At 64.8% G+C, this 15,435-nt stretch carries 16 protein-coding genes and 2 rRNA genes (1 of these 18 only partly in view); 8 read left to right on the top strand and 10 right to left on the bottom strand.

The window, feature by feature from the left end:
* Nucleotides 1-42: 42 nt before the first annotated feature.
* The 4 genes from TK90_RS02085 to TK90_RS02070 form a co-directional block, all read right to left on the bottom strand.
* Complete coding sequence (locus TK90_RS02085; protein ID WP_012981834.1) at nt 43-648, bottom strand: DUF3501 family protein; 606 nt, start codon at nt 646-648, stop codon at nt 43-45.
* A 40-nt stretch (nt 649-688) separates the two neighbouring features.
* A complete protein-coding gene (locus tag TK90_RS02080; protein ID WP_012981833.1) occupies nt 689-991 on the bottom strand; it encodes an encapsulin-associated ferritin-like protein in 303 nt (100 codons plus the stop codon).
* 65 nt (nt 992-1,056) lie between these two features.
* Nucleotides 1,057-2,409, bottom strand: a complete 1,353-nt coding sequence (locus TK90_RS02075; RefSeq protein WP_012981832.1) for a heterodisulfide reductase-related iron-sulfur binding cluster — start codon at nt 2,407-2,409, stop codon at nt 1,057-1,059.
* Nucleotides 2,410-2,565: 156 nt separating this feature from the next.
* Nucleotides 2,566-2,985 carry a rubrerythrin family protein gene (locus TK90_RS02070; protein WP_012981831.1) on the bottom strand — a complete coding sequence of 140 codons (420 nt, stop codon included), beginning with the start codon at nt 2,983-2,985 and terminating at the stop codon, nt 2,566-2,568.
* 261 nt (nt 2,986-3,246) lie between these two features.
* Here TK90_RS02070 and xseB point away from each other — a divergent pair, with 261 nt between their 5' ends.
* Genes xseB through queD form a run of 4 tightly spaced genes read left to right on the top strand, consistent with a single transcriptional unit; the run spans nt 3,247 to nt 6,761 of the window.
* Complete coding sequence (gene xseB, locus TK90_RS02065) at nt 3,247-3,519, top strand: exodeoxyribonuclease VII small subunit (protein WP_012981830.1); 273 nt, start codon at nt 3,247-3,249, stop codon at nt 3,517-3,519.
* A gap of 9 nt (nt 3,520-3,528) precedes the next feature.
* Nucleotides 3,529-4,422 (top strand): (2E,6E)-farnesyl diphosphate synthase, encoded by an 894-nt coding sequence (ispA, locus tag TK90_RS02060; RefSeq protein ID WP_012981829.1) that lies wholly within the window; start codon nt 3,529-3,531, stop codon nt 4,420-4,422.
* Nucleotides 4,423-4,434: 12 nt separating this feature from the next.
* Nucleotides 4,435-6,336: a 1-deoxy-D-xylulose-5-phosphate synthase gene (gene dxs / locus TK90_RS02055; protein WP_012981828.1), complete on the top strand. Its 1,902-nt coding sequence runs from the start codon at nt 4,435-4,437 to the stop codon at nt 6,334-6,336.
* A gap of 41 nt (nt 6,337-6,377) precedes the next feature.
* The gene (queD, locus tag TK90_RS02050; RefSeq protein WP_012981827.1) at nt 6,378-6,761 is read left to right on the top strand and encodes a 6-carboxytetrahydropterin synthase QueD; all 384 of its coding nucleotides are present in this window, start codon (nt 6,378-6,380) and stop codon (nt 6,759-6,761) included.
* A 328-nt stretch (nt 6,762-7,089) separates the two neighbouring features.
* On the opposite strand, the gene TK90_RS02045 is transcribed toward queD, so the two are convergent.
* The 3 genes from TK90_RS02045 to TK90_RS02035 all read right to left on the bottom strand — a co-directional run bounded on the left by TK90_RS02045 (nt 7,090) and on the right by TK90_RS02035 (nt 9,669).
* A complete protein-coding gene (locus TK90_RS02045; RefSeq protein ID WP_012981826.1) occupies nt 7,090-8,508 on the bottom strand; it encodes a PhoH family protein in 1,419 nt (472 codons plus the stop codon).
* An 82-nt stretch (nt 8,509-8,590) separates the two neighbouring features.
* Complete coding sequence (locus tag TK90_RS02040) at nt 8,591-9,067, bottom strand: peroxiredoxin (RefSeq protein WP_012981825.1); 477 nt, start codon at nt 9,065-9,067, stop codon at nt 8,591-8,593.
* A gap of 47 nt (nt 9,068-9,114) precedes the next feature.
* On the bottom strand, nt 9,115-9,669 hold the full coding sequence (locus tag TK90_RS02035) for a glycine cleavage system protein R (protein WP_012981824.1): 555 nt from the start codon (nt 9,667-9,669) through the stop codon (nt 9,115-9,117).
* 229 nt (nt 9,670-9,898) lie between these two features.
* Here TK90_RS02035 and dapA point away from each other — a divergent pair, with 229 nt between their 5' ends.
* The 4 genes from dapA to TK90_RS02015 all read left to right on the top strand — a co-directional run bounded on the left by dapA (nt 9,899) and on the right by TK90_RS02015 (nt 14,261).
* Entirely contained in the window at nt 9,899-10,777 is an 879-nt protein-coding gene (gene dapA / locus TK90_RS02030; RefSeq protein ID WP_012981823.1) for a 4-hydroxy-tetrahydrodipicolinate synthase, read from the top strand.
* Nucleotides 10,778-10,785: 8 nt separating this feature from the next.
* Nucleotides 10,786-11,952, top strand: coding sequence for an outer membrane protein assembly factor BamC (gene bamC / locus TK90_RS02025; protein ID WP_012981822.1), 1,167 nt, complete (start codon nt 10,786-10,788; stop codon nt 11,950-11,952).
* A 167-nt stretch (nt 11,953-12,119) separates the two neighbouring features.
* Complete coding sequence (locus TK90_RS02020; RefSeq protein WP_244406391.1) at nt 12,120-12,836, top strand: MBL fold metallo-hydrolase; 717 nt, start codon at nt 12,120-12,122, stop codon at nt 12,834-12,836.
* Between the two features lie 150 nt (nt 12,837-12,986).
* Entirely contained in the window at nt 12,987-14,261 is a 1,275-nt protein-coding gene (locus TK90_RS02015; RefSeq protein ID WP_012981820.1) for an IS256 family transposase, read from the top strand.
* Between the two features lie 41 nt (nt 14,262-14,302).
* On the opposite strand, the gene TK90_RS02010 is transcribed toward TK90_RS02015, so the two are convergent.
* The 3 genes from TK90_RS02010 to TK90_RS02000 form a co-directional block, all read right to left on the bottom strand.
* Nucleotides 14,303-14,515: a hypothetical protein gene (locus TK90_RS02010; protein WP_041444148.1), complete on the bottom strand. Its 213-nt coding sequence runs from the start codon at nt 14,513-14,515 to the stop codon at nt 14,303-14,305.
* Between the two features lie 112 nt (nt 14,516-14,627).
* Nucleotides 14,628-14,743 (bottom strand): 5S ribosomal RNA (gene rrf / locus TK90_RS02005).
* Nucleotides 14,744-14,862: 119 nt separating this feature from the next.
* Nucleotides 14,863-15,435 (bottom strand): 23S ribosomal RNA (locus tag TK90_RS02000) (it continues 2,307 nt past the right edge of the window).

Below are 15,435 nucleotides of genomic sequence, written 5' to 3'. Positions count from 1 at the left end.
GGCGCCCGGAGGCGCCTTTGGTGAAGCGGTCAAAAGGCCGCGTCAGTTGACGGCGTCGAGGTCGGACGCGAGGGATTCGCGCGTGCCCTCGGAGACGGCGTCCAGCCGGTGGCTGTAGTTCTCGTGCTCCACCCCCATGGCGATGGCTGCACCGGATTTCACGGCGGAGACCATCTCCGGGGTCAGCTCGAAGCGCAGGAAGTGCACCGACGAGGTCTTGTCGTCAGTCTCGCGGTCCAGATCCTCGTTCGCGATCGGGTAGACCTTGTCATGGCCCTCGACCTGCACGTAGGTCTTGCGCTCGATCCCGATCAGCTTGGACAGCTGGACCTTGCGCTCGTCCACGTCCGGATACTCGACCATCATGGTCGCCTTCCAGTTGGAGCCGTCCGGGATCAGCGGGTTGTAGGCGTCCAGCTCGTCCTGGATGCCCTCGGCGTCAAAAATCTTCTCGACCCGCAGCATCTCCTGGATCTGGTACTGCATGGTCTTGCGATCCTCGAAGTGCAGGGTCACGGCCGGGCCCACCTGCACCACGCGATTGCGCTTGTGCTGCATGACCTCGTTGCGGAACTGGGGCCGCAGCTCGTGGTACTTCTCCAGCGAATACAGGTCTTCTCGACTCAGCTTGTCCACACTTGCCTCCATCTCGCTACCTCCGTCACGTCGGACTGGTCCGCAGGACCCCTCAGTGGTCGTGGTGTCCCATCTTCGTGTAGTCCTTGTCGGACCAGAGGTTGTCTTTCAGTTCATGGTCGAACACCGGGTTATGGCGACGGATCCACTCCAGCACCATCGCCGCATGTTCGATCTCCTCGTCGCGGTTGTGCGCGAGGATCGCCTTGAGTTCCTCGTTCTTGCAGGCATCGATGCGCTGCTGGTACCAGTCCACCGCCTCGAGCTCTTCCATCAGCGAGACGATGGCGCGATGCATCCCGCGCGACTCGTCGCTCAGTTCCTCGACGGGTTCGTGGTAGCTGTCACTGGCCATTTCGTGTCTCCATCCGTGGCGCCTCGGCGGGCGCGCATCGTGTTGCTAGTAGCCGATGCCCGGCGCTACAGGCCGTAGGCCTGGCGCAGCAGGGTCAGCGGGTGTTCGGGCGCCTTGTCCTCGCCCTTGCCCTGCAGCCCGTTCTCGATCATGTGCCCGGCCATCGGGCAGTCACTCGAGTAGTGATCGGACTCGGCCTTCTGCACCCGGTTCACCACCGGGCGGCAGATCTTGGCCGCGGTCTCGTAGAACTCGCTCTTAACACCATAGGTGCCATCGTGCCCGGAGCAGCGTTCGATCACGTCGATCTCGGTATCCGGCACGAGCTTCAGCAGGTCACGGGTCTTCAGGCCCATGTTCTGGACCCGCAGGTGACAGGCCGCGTGGTAGGCGATCTTGCCGAGCTTCTCGGGGAAATCGGTCTTCAGCTTGCCTTCCTTGTGGCGCTCCATCAGGTATTCGAACGGGTCGAAGATACGATCGCGCACGGCGGCGACATCGGGCTCGTCCGGGAACATCAGCGGCAATTCCTGCTTGTACATCAGCACGCAGGAGGGGACCGGCGCGACAATGTCATAGCCCTGATCGATCATGCGCTTCATCGCCGGGATGTTCGCATCCTTCGCGGACTCGACCGCCTTCAGGTCGCCCAGTTCGAGCTTGGGCATGCCGCAGCACTGCTCTTTCTCGACCAGGGTGACCTCGATGCCGTTATGCTCGAAGACCTTGACTAGGTCCTCCACCAGGTGCGGCTCGTTGTAGTTGCCGTAGCAGGTAGCGTAGAGGGCGACCTTGCCCTGGGTGGCACCGGCCGGCTCGGGGTTGCTAACCCCCTTGGCAACCTTCGCCATGCGCGAACGACCCTTGCTCGAGTGGTATTCGGGGACCGGGGCATCCGGGTGCACGCCCATAGTCTTGTCCAGCACCTTCCGCATTGCGCCGTTCTTGTTCGCGGCGTTGACTACGCCGGCGACCACCGGGATGCCCGCCAGCTTGCCGACGGTATCGGTGCTGGACATGAACTTGTGCGCGGCCTTCGCTCCCTCTTTCTGGAAACGCACGGCTTTGGCCCGCAGCATCAGGTGCGGGAAGTCGACGTTCCATTCGTGCGGGGGCACGTAGGGGCACTTGGTCAGGTAGCACAGATCACACAGGTAGCAGTGATCGACCACCTTCCAGTAGTCCTTCCTGTCGACCCCGTCGACCTCCATGGTCTCGGATTCGTCGACCAGGTCGAACAGCGTGGGGAACGAATTGCAGAGGCTGACGCAACGCCGGCAGCCGTGACAGATGTCGTAGACCCGCTCCAGCTCGGCGAACAACGATTCCTCGTTGTAGAACTCGGGATTCTTCCAGTCCAGCGGATGGCGGGTCGGGGCTTCCAGACTTCCTTCACGTTGGTGCGTCGGCGCAGACATGCATCCCTCCGGTATCCGTATCAGTGACGATGCTTCGAGGGAAACACGGAACAACGTGCGAACGCAGCCGCAGGGCTGACTTCACAGGCTGTTCCGTACCTCCCGGAAAACGGGGCCGGAGTACCGGCCCCGCATGCTTCCGTTACTACCGGACGATCAGTCGTCCAGCTGGTCCAGGGCCTTCTGGAAGCGGTTGGCGTGGGAACGCTCCGCCTTGGCCAGGGTCTCGAACCAGTCGGCGACTTCGTCGAAGCCTTCGTCGCGGGCGGTCTTGGCCATACCCGGGTACATATCGGTGTACTCATGGGTCTCGCCGGCAACGGCGGTCTTCAGGTTCGCGGCGGTGGAGCCGAACTCCAGACCAGTGGCCGGGTCGCCGCAGCTCTCGAGGTACTCAAGGTGACCGTGGGCGTGGCCGGTTTCGCCTTCGGCGGTGGAACGGAACACGGTCGCGACGTCGTTGTAGCCTTCCACGTCCGCCTTGGAAGCGAAGTACAGGTAACGACGGTTGGCCATCGATTCGCCGGCAAAGGCCTCCTTGAGGGCTTCTTCGGTCTTGCTACCTTTCAGTTCCATGGGTCTCTCCTCTTGCTGGTTAAGATCTGCACACCGATGCGACCGCTGCGCAGACCGGACATTTAGACTGTGTCTAAACCACTTCGAAACTCTAGTCAGCACCCGGTCGCATGTCAACCGATTGCCCCGGTGACCGTGGGGGCACGGTCACGAAACTCAAGCCCCCGGTATCCCGGCTTCTTTCCTCGCCGCGGCGGATCGGATACTTTCTCACCTTTTGGCCCCCGCGATCCAATAAGAACCCAAACGTAATCCGACACCATGACCGACACATCCACCGACAGCCCTGCCGAGTTCGAAGCCAGCCTGGAGGCCCTGGAGGCCCTGGTGGCGCGGATGGAGTCCGGCGAACTGGGCCTGGAACAGTCGCTGGAGGAATTCCAGCGCGGCATGGAGCTGGTCGGCCTCTGCCAGAAGGCGCTGGACGACGCCCAGGCACGCATTGAAAAACTCGCCAGCGCGCCAGCGGAGCAGGGCACGGTGTCCGGGAGCGCCGCCGGCACCCCGACCGACCCCGACGACGTCCCGTTCTAGGATCCTGCCTTGGCCACCCCTGACCCATCCGAGGCGCTGAAAGCCTATCAGCGTCGTATCGAGACCGTACTCGACCAGCGCCTGGCGGCCGACTCTGCCCCGGACCCGCGGCTCATCGAGGCCATGCGCTATGCCACCCTCTCCGGCGGCAAGCGCCTGCGACCGGTACTGGTATACGCGGCCGGGGCCACCTGCGGCGCCCCCGATGACGTGCTTGATGCGATGGCGGCGGCCGTGGAGATGGTCCATGTCTATTCGCTGATCCACGACGACCTTCCGGCGATGGACAACGACGACCTGCGCCGTGGCCGGCCCACCTGCCACCGTGCGTTCGACGAGGCCACCGCCATCCTCGCCGGGGATGCACTACAGGCTTGCGCCTTCGAGATCATGACCGCCGGCGTGCGCGCCCTGCCCGGGACAGCCGCTCTGGATGCCCTGGCCGAGCTCGCGCATGCAGCGGGCCTGCACGGCATGGCCGGCGGTCAGGCCATCGACCTTGGCGCCTGCGGCAAGCCAATCGATCTGGCGGAACTGGAGCGCATGCACCGGCTCAAGACCGGTGCCCTGATCCGGGTCTCGGTGCGCCTGGGCGCCATCGCCGGCGGCGTTCCGGGGGACGCCCTTGGCCACCTGACCCGCTACGCCGAATGCATTGGCCTGGCCTTCCAGATCCGCGATGACGTGCTCGACGTGGAGGGTGACCCGGAGGTGCTCGGCAAGGCCTGCGGCGCGGATGCCCGACTGGACAAGGCCACCTTTCCCTCGCTGCAGGGCCTGGAGGCTTCGCGCGAGCGCGCGGTGGCCCTGGTCGACGAAGCGCTGGCCGAGCTGCAACCCTTTGGCCAGGAGGCGGACTTGCTTCGCTTCCTCGCGCGGTACATCGTCGACCGCATGAACTGATACGGCCTGCCCATGACCCCCACGCCCCTGCTGGATGCAATCGAATGGCCCGCCGACCTGCGGGCACACCCGGCCTCGGAACTGCCCGGCCTGGCCGGCGAGCTGCGCCAGTTCCTGATCGAGAGCGTCTCGCGCACGGGCGGGCACCTGGCCGCCAACCTGGGCACGGTGGAGCTCGCGATCGCGCTGCACTACGCGTTCAACACCCCGGATGATCGCATTGTGTGGGATGTCGGCCACCAGGCCTACGCGCACAAGATCCTGACCGGGCGGCGGGCCGGCATGGCCAGTCTGCGCCAGTACGGCGGACTGGCCGGGTTCCCCAAGCGTGCGGAGAGCGAATACGACGCCTTCGGGGCCGGGCATTCCAGCACCTCGATCAGCGCGGCCGCCGGGATGGCCCTGGCGGCCAAGCACGCCGGACTGGACCGCCGCCATGTCGCGGTGATCGGCGACGGGGCGATGACCGCCGGCATGGCCTTCGAGGCGCTCAACCATATCGGCGATCTTGACTGCAATCTGCTGGTCATCCTGAACGACAACGACATGTCGATCTCGCCCAACGTCGGCGCGATGAACCAGTACTTCACTCGCCTGCTGTCCGGACGCATCTACAGCTCGGTGCGCGAGGGCTCCAAGCGCATGCTGGAGTTCGTCCCGCCGGTGAAGGCCTTCGCCGAGCGCGCCGAGGAACACATGAAGGGCATGCTGGTACCTGGCACGCTGTTCGAGGAGCTGGGTTTTCGCTATTTCGGCCCCGTGGACGGGCACGACGTAAACGGCCTGGTATCGATCCTGAAGAACCTGCGCGGCGGCCACGGCCCACAGCTGCTGCATGTGGTTACGCGCAAGGGACAGGGCTACGCCCCGGCCGAGGAAGATCCCTGCCGCTACCACGGGGTCTCCAAGTTCGAGCCGGAAAACGGCCTGAAGCCCTCGGGCCCGAAGGCACCGACCTATACCGACATCTTCAGCCAGTGGCTTTGCGATCAGGCCGCGGCCGACGAGCGCCTGCTGGGCATTACCCCGGCGATGCGCGAGGGTTCCGGCCTGGTCGCCTTCTCCGAGCAGTTCCCCGAGCGCTACTTCGATGTCGGAATCGCCGAGCAGCACGCGGTCACGCTAGCCGCCGGCATGGCCTGCGAGGGACAGAAGCCCGTGGTCGCGATCTACTCGACCTTCCTGCAGCGGGCGATGGACCAGGTGATCCACGACGTCGCCCTGCAAAAACTCCCGGTACTGTTCGCGGTCGACCGCGCGGGGATCGTTGGCGCTGATGGCCCGACCCATGCCGGCACCTTCGATACCGCGCTGCTGCGCAGTGTCCCCAACATGCTGCTGATGGCCCCGGCCAGCGAGCGCGAGTGCCGCCAGATGCTGTCCACTGGCTACGCCTACGAGGGCCCGGCGGCGGTGCGCTATCCGCGCGGGGGCGGCCCCGGCGTCCTGCCGGAAGGGGGCAGCGAGGATTTGGAGACCCTGCCGATCGGACGCGCCGAGGTCGTACGCGAGGGCCGGGGTCTGGCGATCCTCAGCTTCGGCGCGCTGCTGGAGACCGCCCTGGCCGCCGGCGAAGCGCTGGATGCGACCGTGGTGAGCATGCGCTTTATCAAGCCACTCGACACCGAACTGCTGGCGCGGCTGGCCTCCAGCCACGAACGCTTCGTGGCGCTCGAGGATCATGCCCGAGCCGGTGGCGCCGGCAGCGCGGTGCTGGAATGGCTGTCCGCCGAGGGCCTGACCCTGCCCTGTCAGGTACTGGGCATCCCGGACGTCTTCACCGAACACGGCTCGCGCGAACAGATCCTGGCCGACTGCGGCCTCGACACCGAGGGCGTGCTGGCCGCGATTCGCCACGCATCCGGGCAGGAGAATTGCGCCGAAGACAACGGCCGGCTAGGCTTCGCGGGCTGACACAACCCCGGCCGGCGACGGCCGCTCGCCCGGAAAAGATCATGAGTGCCCGCTACACCCTTCGTGTCCTGACCGACTTTGCCTCCGCGCATACCCTGCGCGACTACCCGGGGCAGTGCGCGAACATGCACGGACACAACTGGAAGGTGGAGGCCGAAGTCCAGGCCGAGACCCTGGACGACGCCGGCATGGCGGTGGACTTCAAGGTGGTCAAGACCGCCGCGCGCGAGATCGCCGGGCAACTGGACCACCGCTATCTGAACGACGTCCCGCCGTTTGACACGGTCAACCCGACCGCCGAGAACATCGCGCAGTGGTTCTTCCGTCAGATGTCCGAACGCCTGAACCGCCCGGGCCTGCGCATGCACGCGCTGACCCTGTGGGAGACCGACCGCGCCTGCGTACGCTACAGCGAGGACGGCTAGTCCCTCCTCTTGCGCCCCGCAACGACGGGGCGCATCCGACAACCCCTGGGGAAACACTGATTAATGTACACGCTCGCGTTGGTACCCCAGGTTTTCCGAGACCAGGCGCGTCGCGCAGCGGGTAGTGGTTCTACCCGCAAGCGGCGCAACGCAGGATCGGGGAACCTGGGGTGCCAACCCCACAAGCCATTCAAAGCAGGGGCTCGGCCGCTTTTGCGTGGGAACGGCGTTGCGGTTCCTTTGTGCAGAGTGCTGCACGGCAGTCACCGCGCCTTGTTCGCACGCAAAAGCGACTCGAGCGCGAGCGTGCACATTAATCAGTGTTTCCCTAAAGATGATTCGAGGCGTAGTCCGCCAGCCGCGAGCGCTCGCCGCGGGTGAGCGTGATGTGGCCGCTGTGGGTCCAGTTGCGGAAGCGGTCCACCACGTAGGTCAGGCCGGACGAGGTCTCGGTCAGGTACGGGGTGTCGATCTGCGCGATGTTGCCCAGCGCCACCACCTTGGTGCCCGGCCCGGCGCGGGTGACCAGGGTCTTCATCTGCTTGGAGGTCAGGTTCTGCGCCTCGTCGAGGATGATGTATCGGTTGAGGAAGGTGCGCCCGCGCATGAAATTCAGCGAGCGGATCTTGATGCGGCTGGTCAGCACGTCGTTCGTGGCCGCCCGCCCCCAGTCGCCCGCACCCTCGGACTTGGCGAGCACCTCGAGGTTGTCCATCAGTGCGCCCATCCAGGGGGTCATCTTTTCCTCCTCGGTCCCGGGCAGGAAGCCGATATCCTCGCCCACCGGGACCGTGACCCGGGTCATTATGATCTCCTTGTAGGTGTTGTCCTCCAGCGTCTGCGCGAGCCCCGCGGCCAGCGCCAGCAGGGTCTTGCCGGTGCCGGCAGCCCCCAGCAGGGAGACGAAATCCACCTCCGGGTCCATCAGCAGGTTCAGGGCGTAGTTCTGCTCGCGGTTGCGGGCATTGATACCCCAGACGCTGTGGCGCGGGGTCATGTAGTCGTCCACCAGCTCGATCACCGCGGACTCGTTCGGCTGATCGATCTCCAGCACGATCGCGGACAGCGGGTTCTCCCCCTCGCGGTACACGAACTGGTTGGGCTGCCACTCGCTGACCAGGGGTCCGGTGACCCGGTAGTAGGTCCGGCCGGACTCCTGCCAGGAGTCCATCTTGGCCCCGTGGGTCTCCCAGAAGTCCGCCGGCAGCTCGGTCATGCCGGAGAACAGCAGACTGACGTCGTCCAGGACCTGGTCGTTGTAGTAGTCCTCCGCGTGCAGGCCGATCACCGCCGCCTTGATGCGCAGGTTGATGTCCTTGGAGACCAGCGTGACCGGGAGATCCGACCACTCCGTCTTGAGTGCCTGGGCGGTGGCCAGGATGTCGTTGTCCGGCGTCGAGCCGGGCAGCGAGTCCGGCAGGCGCGAGGTCAGATTGCGGGTCTGAAAAAACAGCCGCCCGGAGGGTGCAAGCGTCGACTCGCTGAGCGATTCGGCCTGTAGCGGCAACCCGGCGGCGATCTGCTCGTGGGTCGCGCCACTCATCAACTCGTCGATAAAGCGCGAGACCTGGCGCACGTTGCGCGCGACCTCGGAGACCCCCTTCTTGCCGCGGTCGAGCTCCTCGAGCACGACCATGGGCAGGAAGATGTCGTGTTCCTTGAAGCGGAACAGCGCGGTGGGATCGTGCATCAGGACATTGGTGTCCAGGACAAACAGGCGTTTCGGGTCCTCCGGTGTTTCGCTCATGGCGCCTCCGCGGCCGGGGTGAGTCGAAAACAAATGGGTCGAACGTCTACTGCCAGTGCTCTCGAAGAATTCGCGCGGCGCCTCACTGGCCGGCCATCTCGCGCACCGCGGCCAGGACCTCGTCCACATGCCCCGGCACCTTGACCTTGCGCCATTCCCGGCGCAGCACGCCCTGCTCGTCGATCAGGAAAGTGGAGCGTTCGATACCGCGCACCTGCTTGCCGTACATGTTCTTCATCTTGATTACGTCAAACGCCTCGCACAACTGCTCGTCGGCGTCGCTCAGCAGGTCGAACGGCAACTCCTGTTTGGTGCGGAAGTTCTCGTGGCTTTTCACGCTGTCGCGCGAAACCCCGAGGATGACGGCGCCGGCGGCGTCGAACGCGGCCTTGTTGGCGGCAAAATCGCGGCTTTCGTTGGTGCAGCCCGGGGTGCTGTCCTTCGGGTAGAAATAGAGCACCACGACCTTGCCGCGAAAATCACCCGGGCCCAGGGTCTGCTCGCCGGTGGCGGGCACGCGCAGGTCTTCGGGAACGGTCTGGTCAATGGCGATCGTCATCAGCTGTCACTCCGTGTCGAGGTTGGGCCGGACAGCCCCGGATCGGATCAGGCCTTGATCGGATCCAGCACCCCGTCCAGGTTCAGTTCGTCGCAAAAATCCATGAATTCGCCGCGCAGGCTGGCCAGGTGCTGTCCCGCCGGGATGTCCACCACCATGTTGGCGGCGAACATGCGCGCCCCCGTGTGCTGAGCGGTATAGACGCGCGTCTGCACATCGCGCAGGTTCACGCCACGGCTGGTGAAGAAATCGGCCAGGGCATTGACCAGCCCCGGGGCGTCCAGCGCGACCACGTCCACCGCATAGGCCATCGCGGGCTGGCTGGACTCATCCAGCGGCCCACGGCGCACGGTGATCGCGAGATCCAGCTCGGCCTCCAGCCGTTCCAGGCGGGATTCCAGCGTGGCGAGGGTCTTCCAGTTGCCGCTGGCGCTCAGCGCCATGCAGCAATAGCCGTCCAGGGTCGTAATGCGGCTGGACTCCAGGTTGCAGCCTGTATCGACGATTACCCGCGTGACGCCGGCCACCAGGCCAGGCTGATCGGGTCCGATCAGGTTCAGGATCAGATGGGTGTGCGAGCCGGCCCCGACGACCTCAGCCATGCCGGCCCCTGGAGCGCAGAGCGCCGCCGAACGGCCAAAGGCCTGAGGCAATGCTGGACGGGTTGGATGCATCTGCGGGCATGATGGCTGGGAACATACCACCTCGCCCTGGTGGCGCCAACGGTCGGGGTGGCATGGAAGGGTCATCCAGACGGGGGCTTCGCGCGGCTTCTTGAACGCCTTGTCGCGCGCCCGTTAGACTGCACCATTACCGTCGCTGGAGGAGTCGATGTTTCAAGGCAGCATGGTCGCACTGGCGACCCCGATGCACGCGGACGGCAGTCTTGACTGGCCGGCGCTTGATCGGCTCCTCGAATTCCACATCGAGGCCGGAACCGACGCCATCGTAGCGGTCGGTACTACCGGCGAATCCGCCACCCTCGATTTCGACGAACACTGCGAAGCGATTGCCCATACGGTCAAGACCGTGGGCGGTCGCCTGCCGGTCATCGCCGGCACCGGCGCGAACTCCACGCGCGAGGCGATCGCCCTCACGCGCTGCGCCCGCGAGGCCGGCGCTGATGCCTGCCTGCTGGTATCCCCGTACTACAACAAGCCCACACAGGAGGGCTTGTATCTGCACCACAAGGCCATCGCCGAGGCCGTGGATATCCCGCAGATCCTCTATAACGTCCCGGGACGCACGGCCGTCGACATGCTCCCCGAGACGGTCGAACGCCTGGCCGACATCCCCAACATCGTCGGGCTCAAGGAGGCAACGGGCAATAACGAGCGCACCGCGGAGCTTGTCCAGCGCGTGGGGGGGCGATTGGACCTGTTCAGTGGCGAAGACGCCAATGGTCTCGCGTTCATGCTGGCCGGAGGGCAGGGCGTCATCTCGGTGACGGCCAATGTCGCGCCGGCACTGATGTCTCGCATGTGCCGAGCCGTGCGCGAGGGCCACGCGGACGAAGCGCGCGAGATCAATCGCCAGCTCGACGGCCTGCATTCGGCCCTCTTTCTCGAAGCGAATCCCATCCCGGTAAAATGGGCCTTGCAGCGCATGGGGATGATAGAGGAAGGTATCCGCCTGCCTCTGACACCCCTTTCCGAACCGTTCCATGCACCGGTACTGGACGCGATGCGCCAAGCCGGCATTGAGGTCTGAGCCCGATCATGAAATTGCCTTTCAAGCCCTACCACTCCGCCACGCGCGCCACCCTCGCGATCGCCACGGGTCTCGCCGTCGCTGGTTGCGGAGGCTGGGGCGGTGATCGCCAGTCCGGCCCGGAATACGAAATGAGCCGGCAGATGGAGGACCTTGAAGTCCCGCCGGATCTGATCGCGCCTGATACCGAACGGGCCTACCGCCTGCCCGATGACCCGGGCGGCCGCATCAGTGCCCGCGACATGCAGCAGGACACCGCCCAGCGCCAGCAACAGCCCGCGCAGGCCCAGCCCGGCGCCCCGACCCGCACCGTCCAGGTACTGCCGGAGTCCGCCGAGGTGCAGCTCATGCGCGACGGGGGCACGCGCTGGCTCCAGGTCGACGGCGATCCCGGCGAGATCTGGGACCGTTTGGTCGCCTTCTGGGACAGCCAGAACCTCCGGCTCGAACGCAACGAACCACAGGTGGGCGTGATGCAGACCGAGTGGGCCGAAGATCGCGCCGGCATCCCGCTGCGTGGCACGCAGAACATCTTCGCGCGCGCCCTTGGCAACGTGTACGACGCCAACACCCGGGACCAGTACCGGATGCGCGTCGAGCGCGTCAACGGACAGTCGGAAATCTATATCACCCACCGGGGTGCCGAAGAACAGGCCGAGGGCCAGTCCTGGCGCTGGGCCATGCGCCCGTCGGACCCGGAACTCGAAGCCGAGATGCTGAACCGCCTGCTGGTTTACCTCACCACCGGCGATCCGGGTGAAGGGGGCGCACGCGTTGCCGAGACTCTCGTCGACCGTCCCACCGAACTGCAGATGACGGAACAGGATGGTTCGCCCGCCCTGCTGCTGGGCGGTGAATATGAACGCGTCTGGCGCCAACTGGGCACCTTCCTGGACCGTGCCGGATTGCTGGTGGACGAACAGGACCGCCAGGCCGGCATCTACGAGGTCACCTACCGACCGGACATGACCGGCGACCGCGACGAGCCCGGTTTCTTCGGCCGCATCTTCGGTCGCGGCGGAGACCGCCGCGAAAACGAACGCTACCAGATCCGCCTGGAGGATCGAGGCGATGGCGACCTGTTGATCGAGGCACGCGACATTGAAGGTGACCGCCTGAGCAATCGTGACGCCGAGTTTGTGCTCGAGCGTATTCAGACGCAGATGCAGCGGTAGGACGCGCACGGGGACCACTTCAGCGAAGATGTGGCCGGATGGAGCACGTACCCCCCCGGCCGCGGAACCCTGATAGCGTGCGCCAGTAGCCCACCCTGCATTTACCTTCGGAGTAGCGCGTGATCCGATTCTGTTCACTTGGCAGCGGGAGTGGCGGCAACGCGCTCGTGGTCGAAATCGGGTCGACTCGTCTGCTGGTGGACTGCGGATTTTCCGTACAGGAGATTGAGCGCCGCCTCGCACGTCAGGGGCGTGCTGCCTCTGACCTCGACGCCGTGTTCGTCACCCACGAACACGGCGACCACCTGGGATCTGCGCCGGCTCTCTCCCGACGCTATGACCTGCGCGTCTATGCCTCAGCCGGAACCCGCCTGGCGGCGCGCGACAGCGCATTTGCACACCTCGAAGAGATTCAGCCGGATATCCCGGTCGAGCTGGATGACGCCCTGATCATCCCCTATACAGTCCCGCATGACGCCCGCGAACCAACCCAGTTTGCCTTTTCCGACGGCGCGTCCCGTCTCGTCCTGATGACCGATGCTGGCCACATTTCACCTCACATGATCGACACTGCCTCCGGCGCCCAGGGCCTCCTGCTCGAATGCAACCACTGCCCGGAGATGCTCGCGTCCGGTCGATACCCGGCCAAGCTCAAACGACGCATCGCTGATGGGTACGGACACCTGCCCAACCACGACGCGACCCGACTCCTTCAAAGCGCCGACACATCCAAGTTGGAACACCTGATCGGAATGCACCTTTCGAGCGACAATAATCGCCCCGAGTTGGCCGAGCAGGCCTTATGCGAGGGCGTCGGTGCCAGTCGCGACGAGATCGCAATCGCATCCCAGGACCACGGCTTTGAATGGCGCTGCATCCCCTAGCCAGCGCTCTTGTTCCGCCCGCGCCCTACCGGTAGACCGATGGCTAGCGGAGTTACTGTCAAAAGTGGTGTACGGGGGGATTGAGGAAGGCGGCGTATCCGGCTGGAATGGAAGTGCGACCAACCAGCCAGCCAGAGGAGATACGCCAACATGGCTCACGATACGACAGAGAACCCGAACGGACCAGAGGACCCGTTGACCGATCTGCTGCGCCGCGGGGCGCGGGATCTGATCCAGCAAGCGGTGGAGGCAGAGTTGCGGACGTTCATGGAGACCTACGCGGAGGATCGCATGCCGGACGGTCGCCGGGCGGTCGTACGCAATGGCTATCAGCCCCAGCGCCGGGTTCAGACCGGCATCGGCGATGTACCGGTGCAGGTGCCGAAGACCCGGGATCGGTCCGGCGGTGGCCGGCACTTCACGTCGAGCCTGCTGCCCCCGTATCTGCGCCGGGCGCGCTCGGTCGAGGAGCTGCTGCCCTGGCTCTATCTCAAGGGGGTGTCCTCGGGCGACTTCCAGGAGGCGCTGAGCGCGCTGCTGGGCGAGCAGGCCCAGGGGCTGTCGGCCTCGACACTGGGCCGCCTCAAGCAGCAGTGGCTGACCGAGCACGCCGAATGGCGCGAGCGTGATCTCCGCGCCTACCGCTACAGCTACTGGTGGGCGGACGGTATCCACTTCAACCTGCGCGGGGAGGACGACGAACGCGCCTGTGTGCTGGTCATCATCGGGGTCCTGCCCGACGGGACCAAGGAGTTTGTTGCCCTCGACGACGGGATGCGCGAGTCCGAGCAGAGCTGGTACGAACTGCTGGTGCGCCTGCGGGATCATCAGGGCCTCGCGAACGGCCCGAAGCTCGCCATCGGCGATGGCGCGCTGGGCTTCTGGAAGGCCCTGGCCCGGGTCTACCCGGACACCCGCCGCCAGCGCTGCTGGGTCCACAAGACCGCCAATGTGCTGAACCGGCTGCCCAAGCGCAGTCAGCCCAAGGCCAAGTCCGCCTTGCAGGCGATCTGGATGGCCGAGACCCGCGCCGACGCCGAACAGGCCTTCGACGCCTTCCTGACCGCCTACGGCGACAAGTACCCGAAAGCCGCCGAGACGCTGGCCAAGGACCGGGAAGACCTGCTCGCGTTCTACGACTTCCCAGCCGCGCACTGGCAGTCGATCCGGACCACCAATCCGATCGAATCGACCTTCGCCACCGTGCGGCTGCGCACCGACAAGACCCGGGGCTGCGTGACCCGCAACACCGTCTTGAGCCTGACGTTCAAGCTCGGTCAGAGCACGCAGAAGCGCTGGCGTCGGCTCCGGGGTTACGAATGGCTCGACAAGCTCGAGCGCGGGGTCAAGTTCATCGACGGCATCGAGCAGACCGAACCGACCAACGACGAGGCATCCTCCATCACCGACCGGAGCGCCGCCTGAACCCGCCATCGCTCATACACCAGACTTGACCATAACTCTGGCTAGCGGCGTGACTCCCGCAGGAAATACACCCCGCCCGCAATGAAGGCCAGCCCGATAATGGTCGCGATCGGCCCGCCAAAGCCCGAACCCTCGCGAGGCGCAATCGGTGTAAACGCGACCTCGCCCCCGAGTACCGCGTAGGTCCCGATCCCGATCAGCACCAACCCGACCGTCACCAACCCACCGTCTGTCCGTTTCTTGCCTCGAGCCATCTCTTCAAACCGTCTCTATTCGCCTGGGCGAAGGTGCATTCAGGATCATGCCTGCGTTTGCAGCCATAAAAAAAGCCCGGCCCCCATATTGGGAACCGGGCTTCGGATTAATGCCTGGCGGTGACCTACTCTCACATGGGGAGGCCCCACACTACCATCGGCGCAGAGCAGTTTCACTTCCGAGTTCGGGATGGGATCGGGTGGTTCCTACTCGCTATTGCCGCCAGACAAACTGGCCAGATCACCCAGCGCGAACGCTGCGTCATCTGAATTCGGAATGCATTCTAGGTGATGTGTACAACAGTGATGTGTCAGACGAGACCAACCATCAACACCTTGGGTGTTATATGGTCAAGCCGCACGGGCAATTAGTACTGGTTAGCTGCACGCGTTACCGCGCTTCCACACCCAGCCTATCAACGTTGTAGTCTTCAACGGCCCTTTAGGGACCTCGAGGGTCCAGGGAGATCTAATCTTCAGGTGGGTTTCCCGCTTAGATGCTTTCAGCGGTTATCCCTTCCGCACATAGCTACCCGGCAATGCCACTGGCGTGACAACCGGAACACCAGAGGTGCGTCCATCCCGGTCCTCTCGTACTAAGGACAGATCCTGTCAAATCTCCGACGCCCACGGCAGATAGGGACCGAACTGTCTCACGACGTTCTAAACCCAGCTCGCGTACCACTTTAAATGGCGAACAGCCATACCCTTGGGACCTGCTTCAGCCCCAGGATGTGATGAGCCGACATCGAGGTGCCAAACACTGCCGTCGATATGGACTCTTGGGCAGTATCAGCCTGTTATCCCCGGAGTACCTTTTATCCGTTGAGCGATGGCCCTTCCATACAGAACCACCGGATCACTAAGACCTGCTTTCGCACCTGCTCGACGTGTCTGTCTCGCAGTTAAGCACCCTTTTG

The organism is Thioalkalivibrio sp. K90mix, assembly GCF_000025545.1.
Taxonomy (GTDB): domain Bacteria; phylum Pseudomonadota; class Gammaproteobacteria; order Ectothiorhodospirales; family Ectothiorhodospiraceae; genus Thioalkalivibrio.
The sequence above is the reverse complement of the archived record's forward strand: the minus strand, read 5'-3'. Positions and strand labels throughout refer to the sequence as shown.

Excerpts from the sequence above, each read along its gene's own strand:
- TK90_RS02085 (WP_012981834.1), bottom strand. The coding sequence starts at position 648 with ATGGAGGCAAGTGTGGACAAGCTGAGTCGAGAAGACCTGTATTCGCTG.
- TK90_RS02080 (WP_012981833.1), bottom strand. The coding sequence starts at position 991 with ATGGCCAGTGACAGCTACCACGAACCCGTCGAGGAACTGAGCGACGAG.
- TK90_RS02075 (WP_012981832.1), bottom strand. The coding sequence starts at position 2,409 with ATGTCTGCGCCGACGCACCAACGTGAAGGAAGTCTGGAAGCCCCGACC.
- TK90_RS02070 (WP_012981831.1), bottom strand. The coding sequence starts at position 2,985 with ATGGAACTGAAAGGTAGCAAGACCGAAGAAGCCCTCAAGGAGGCCTTT.
- xseB (WP_012981830.1), top strand. The coding sequence starts at position 3,247 with ATGACCGACACATCCACCGACAGCCCTGCCGAGTTCGAAGCCAGCCTG.
- dxs (WP_012981828.1), top strand. The coding sequence starts at position 4,435 with ATGACCCCCACGCCCCTGCTGGATGCAATCGAATGGCCCGCCGACCTG.
- queD (WP_012981827.1), top strand. The coding sequence starts at position 6,378 with ATGAGTGCCCGCTACACCCTTCGTGTCCTGACCGACTTTGCCTCCGCG.
- TK90_RS02045 (WP_012981826.1), bottom strand. The coding sequence starts at position 8,508 with ATGAGCGAAACACCGGAGGACCCGAAACGCCTGTTTGTCCTGGACACC.
- TK90_RS02040 (WP_012981825.1), bottom strand. The coding sequence starts at position 9,067 with ATGACGATCGCCATTGACCAGACCGTTCCCGAAGACCTGCGCGTGCCC.
- TK90_RS02035 (WP_012981824.1), bottom strand. The coding sequence starts at position 9,669 with ATGGCTGAGGTCGTCGGGGCCGGCTCGCACACCCATCTGATCCTGAAC.
- dapA (WP_012981823.1), top strand. The coding sequence starts at position 9,899 with ATGTTTCAAGGCAGCATGGTCGCACTGGCGACCCCGATGCACGCGGAC.
- bamC (WP_012981822.1), top strand. The coding sequence starts at position 10,786 with ATGAAATTGCCTTTCAAGCCCTACCACTCCGCCACGCGCGCCACCCTC.
- TK90_RS02015 (WP_012981820.1), top strand. The coding sequence starts at position 12,987 with ATGGCTCACGATACGACAGAGAACCCGAACGGACCAGAGGACCCGTTG.
- TK90_RS02010 (WP_041444148.1), bottom strand. The coding sequence starts at position 14,515 with ATGGCTCGAGGCAAGAAACGGACAGACGGTGGGTTGGTGACGGTCGGG.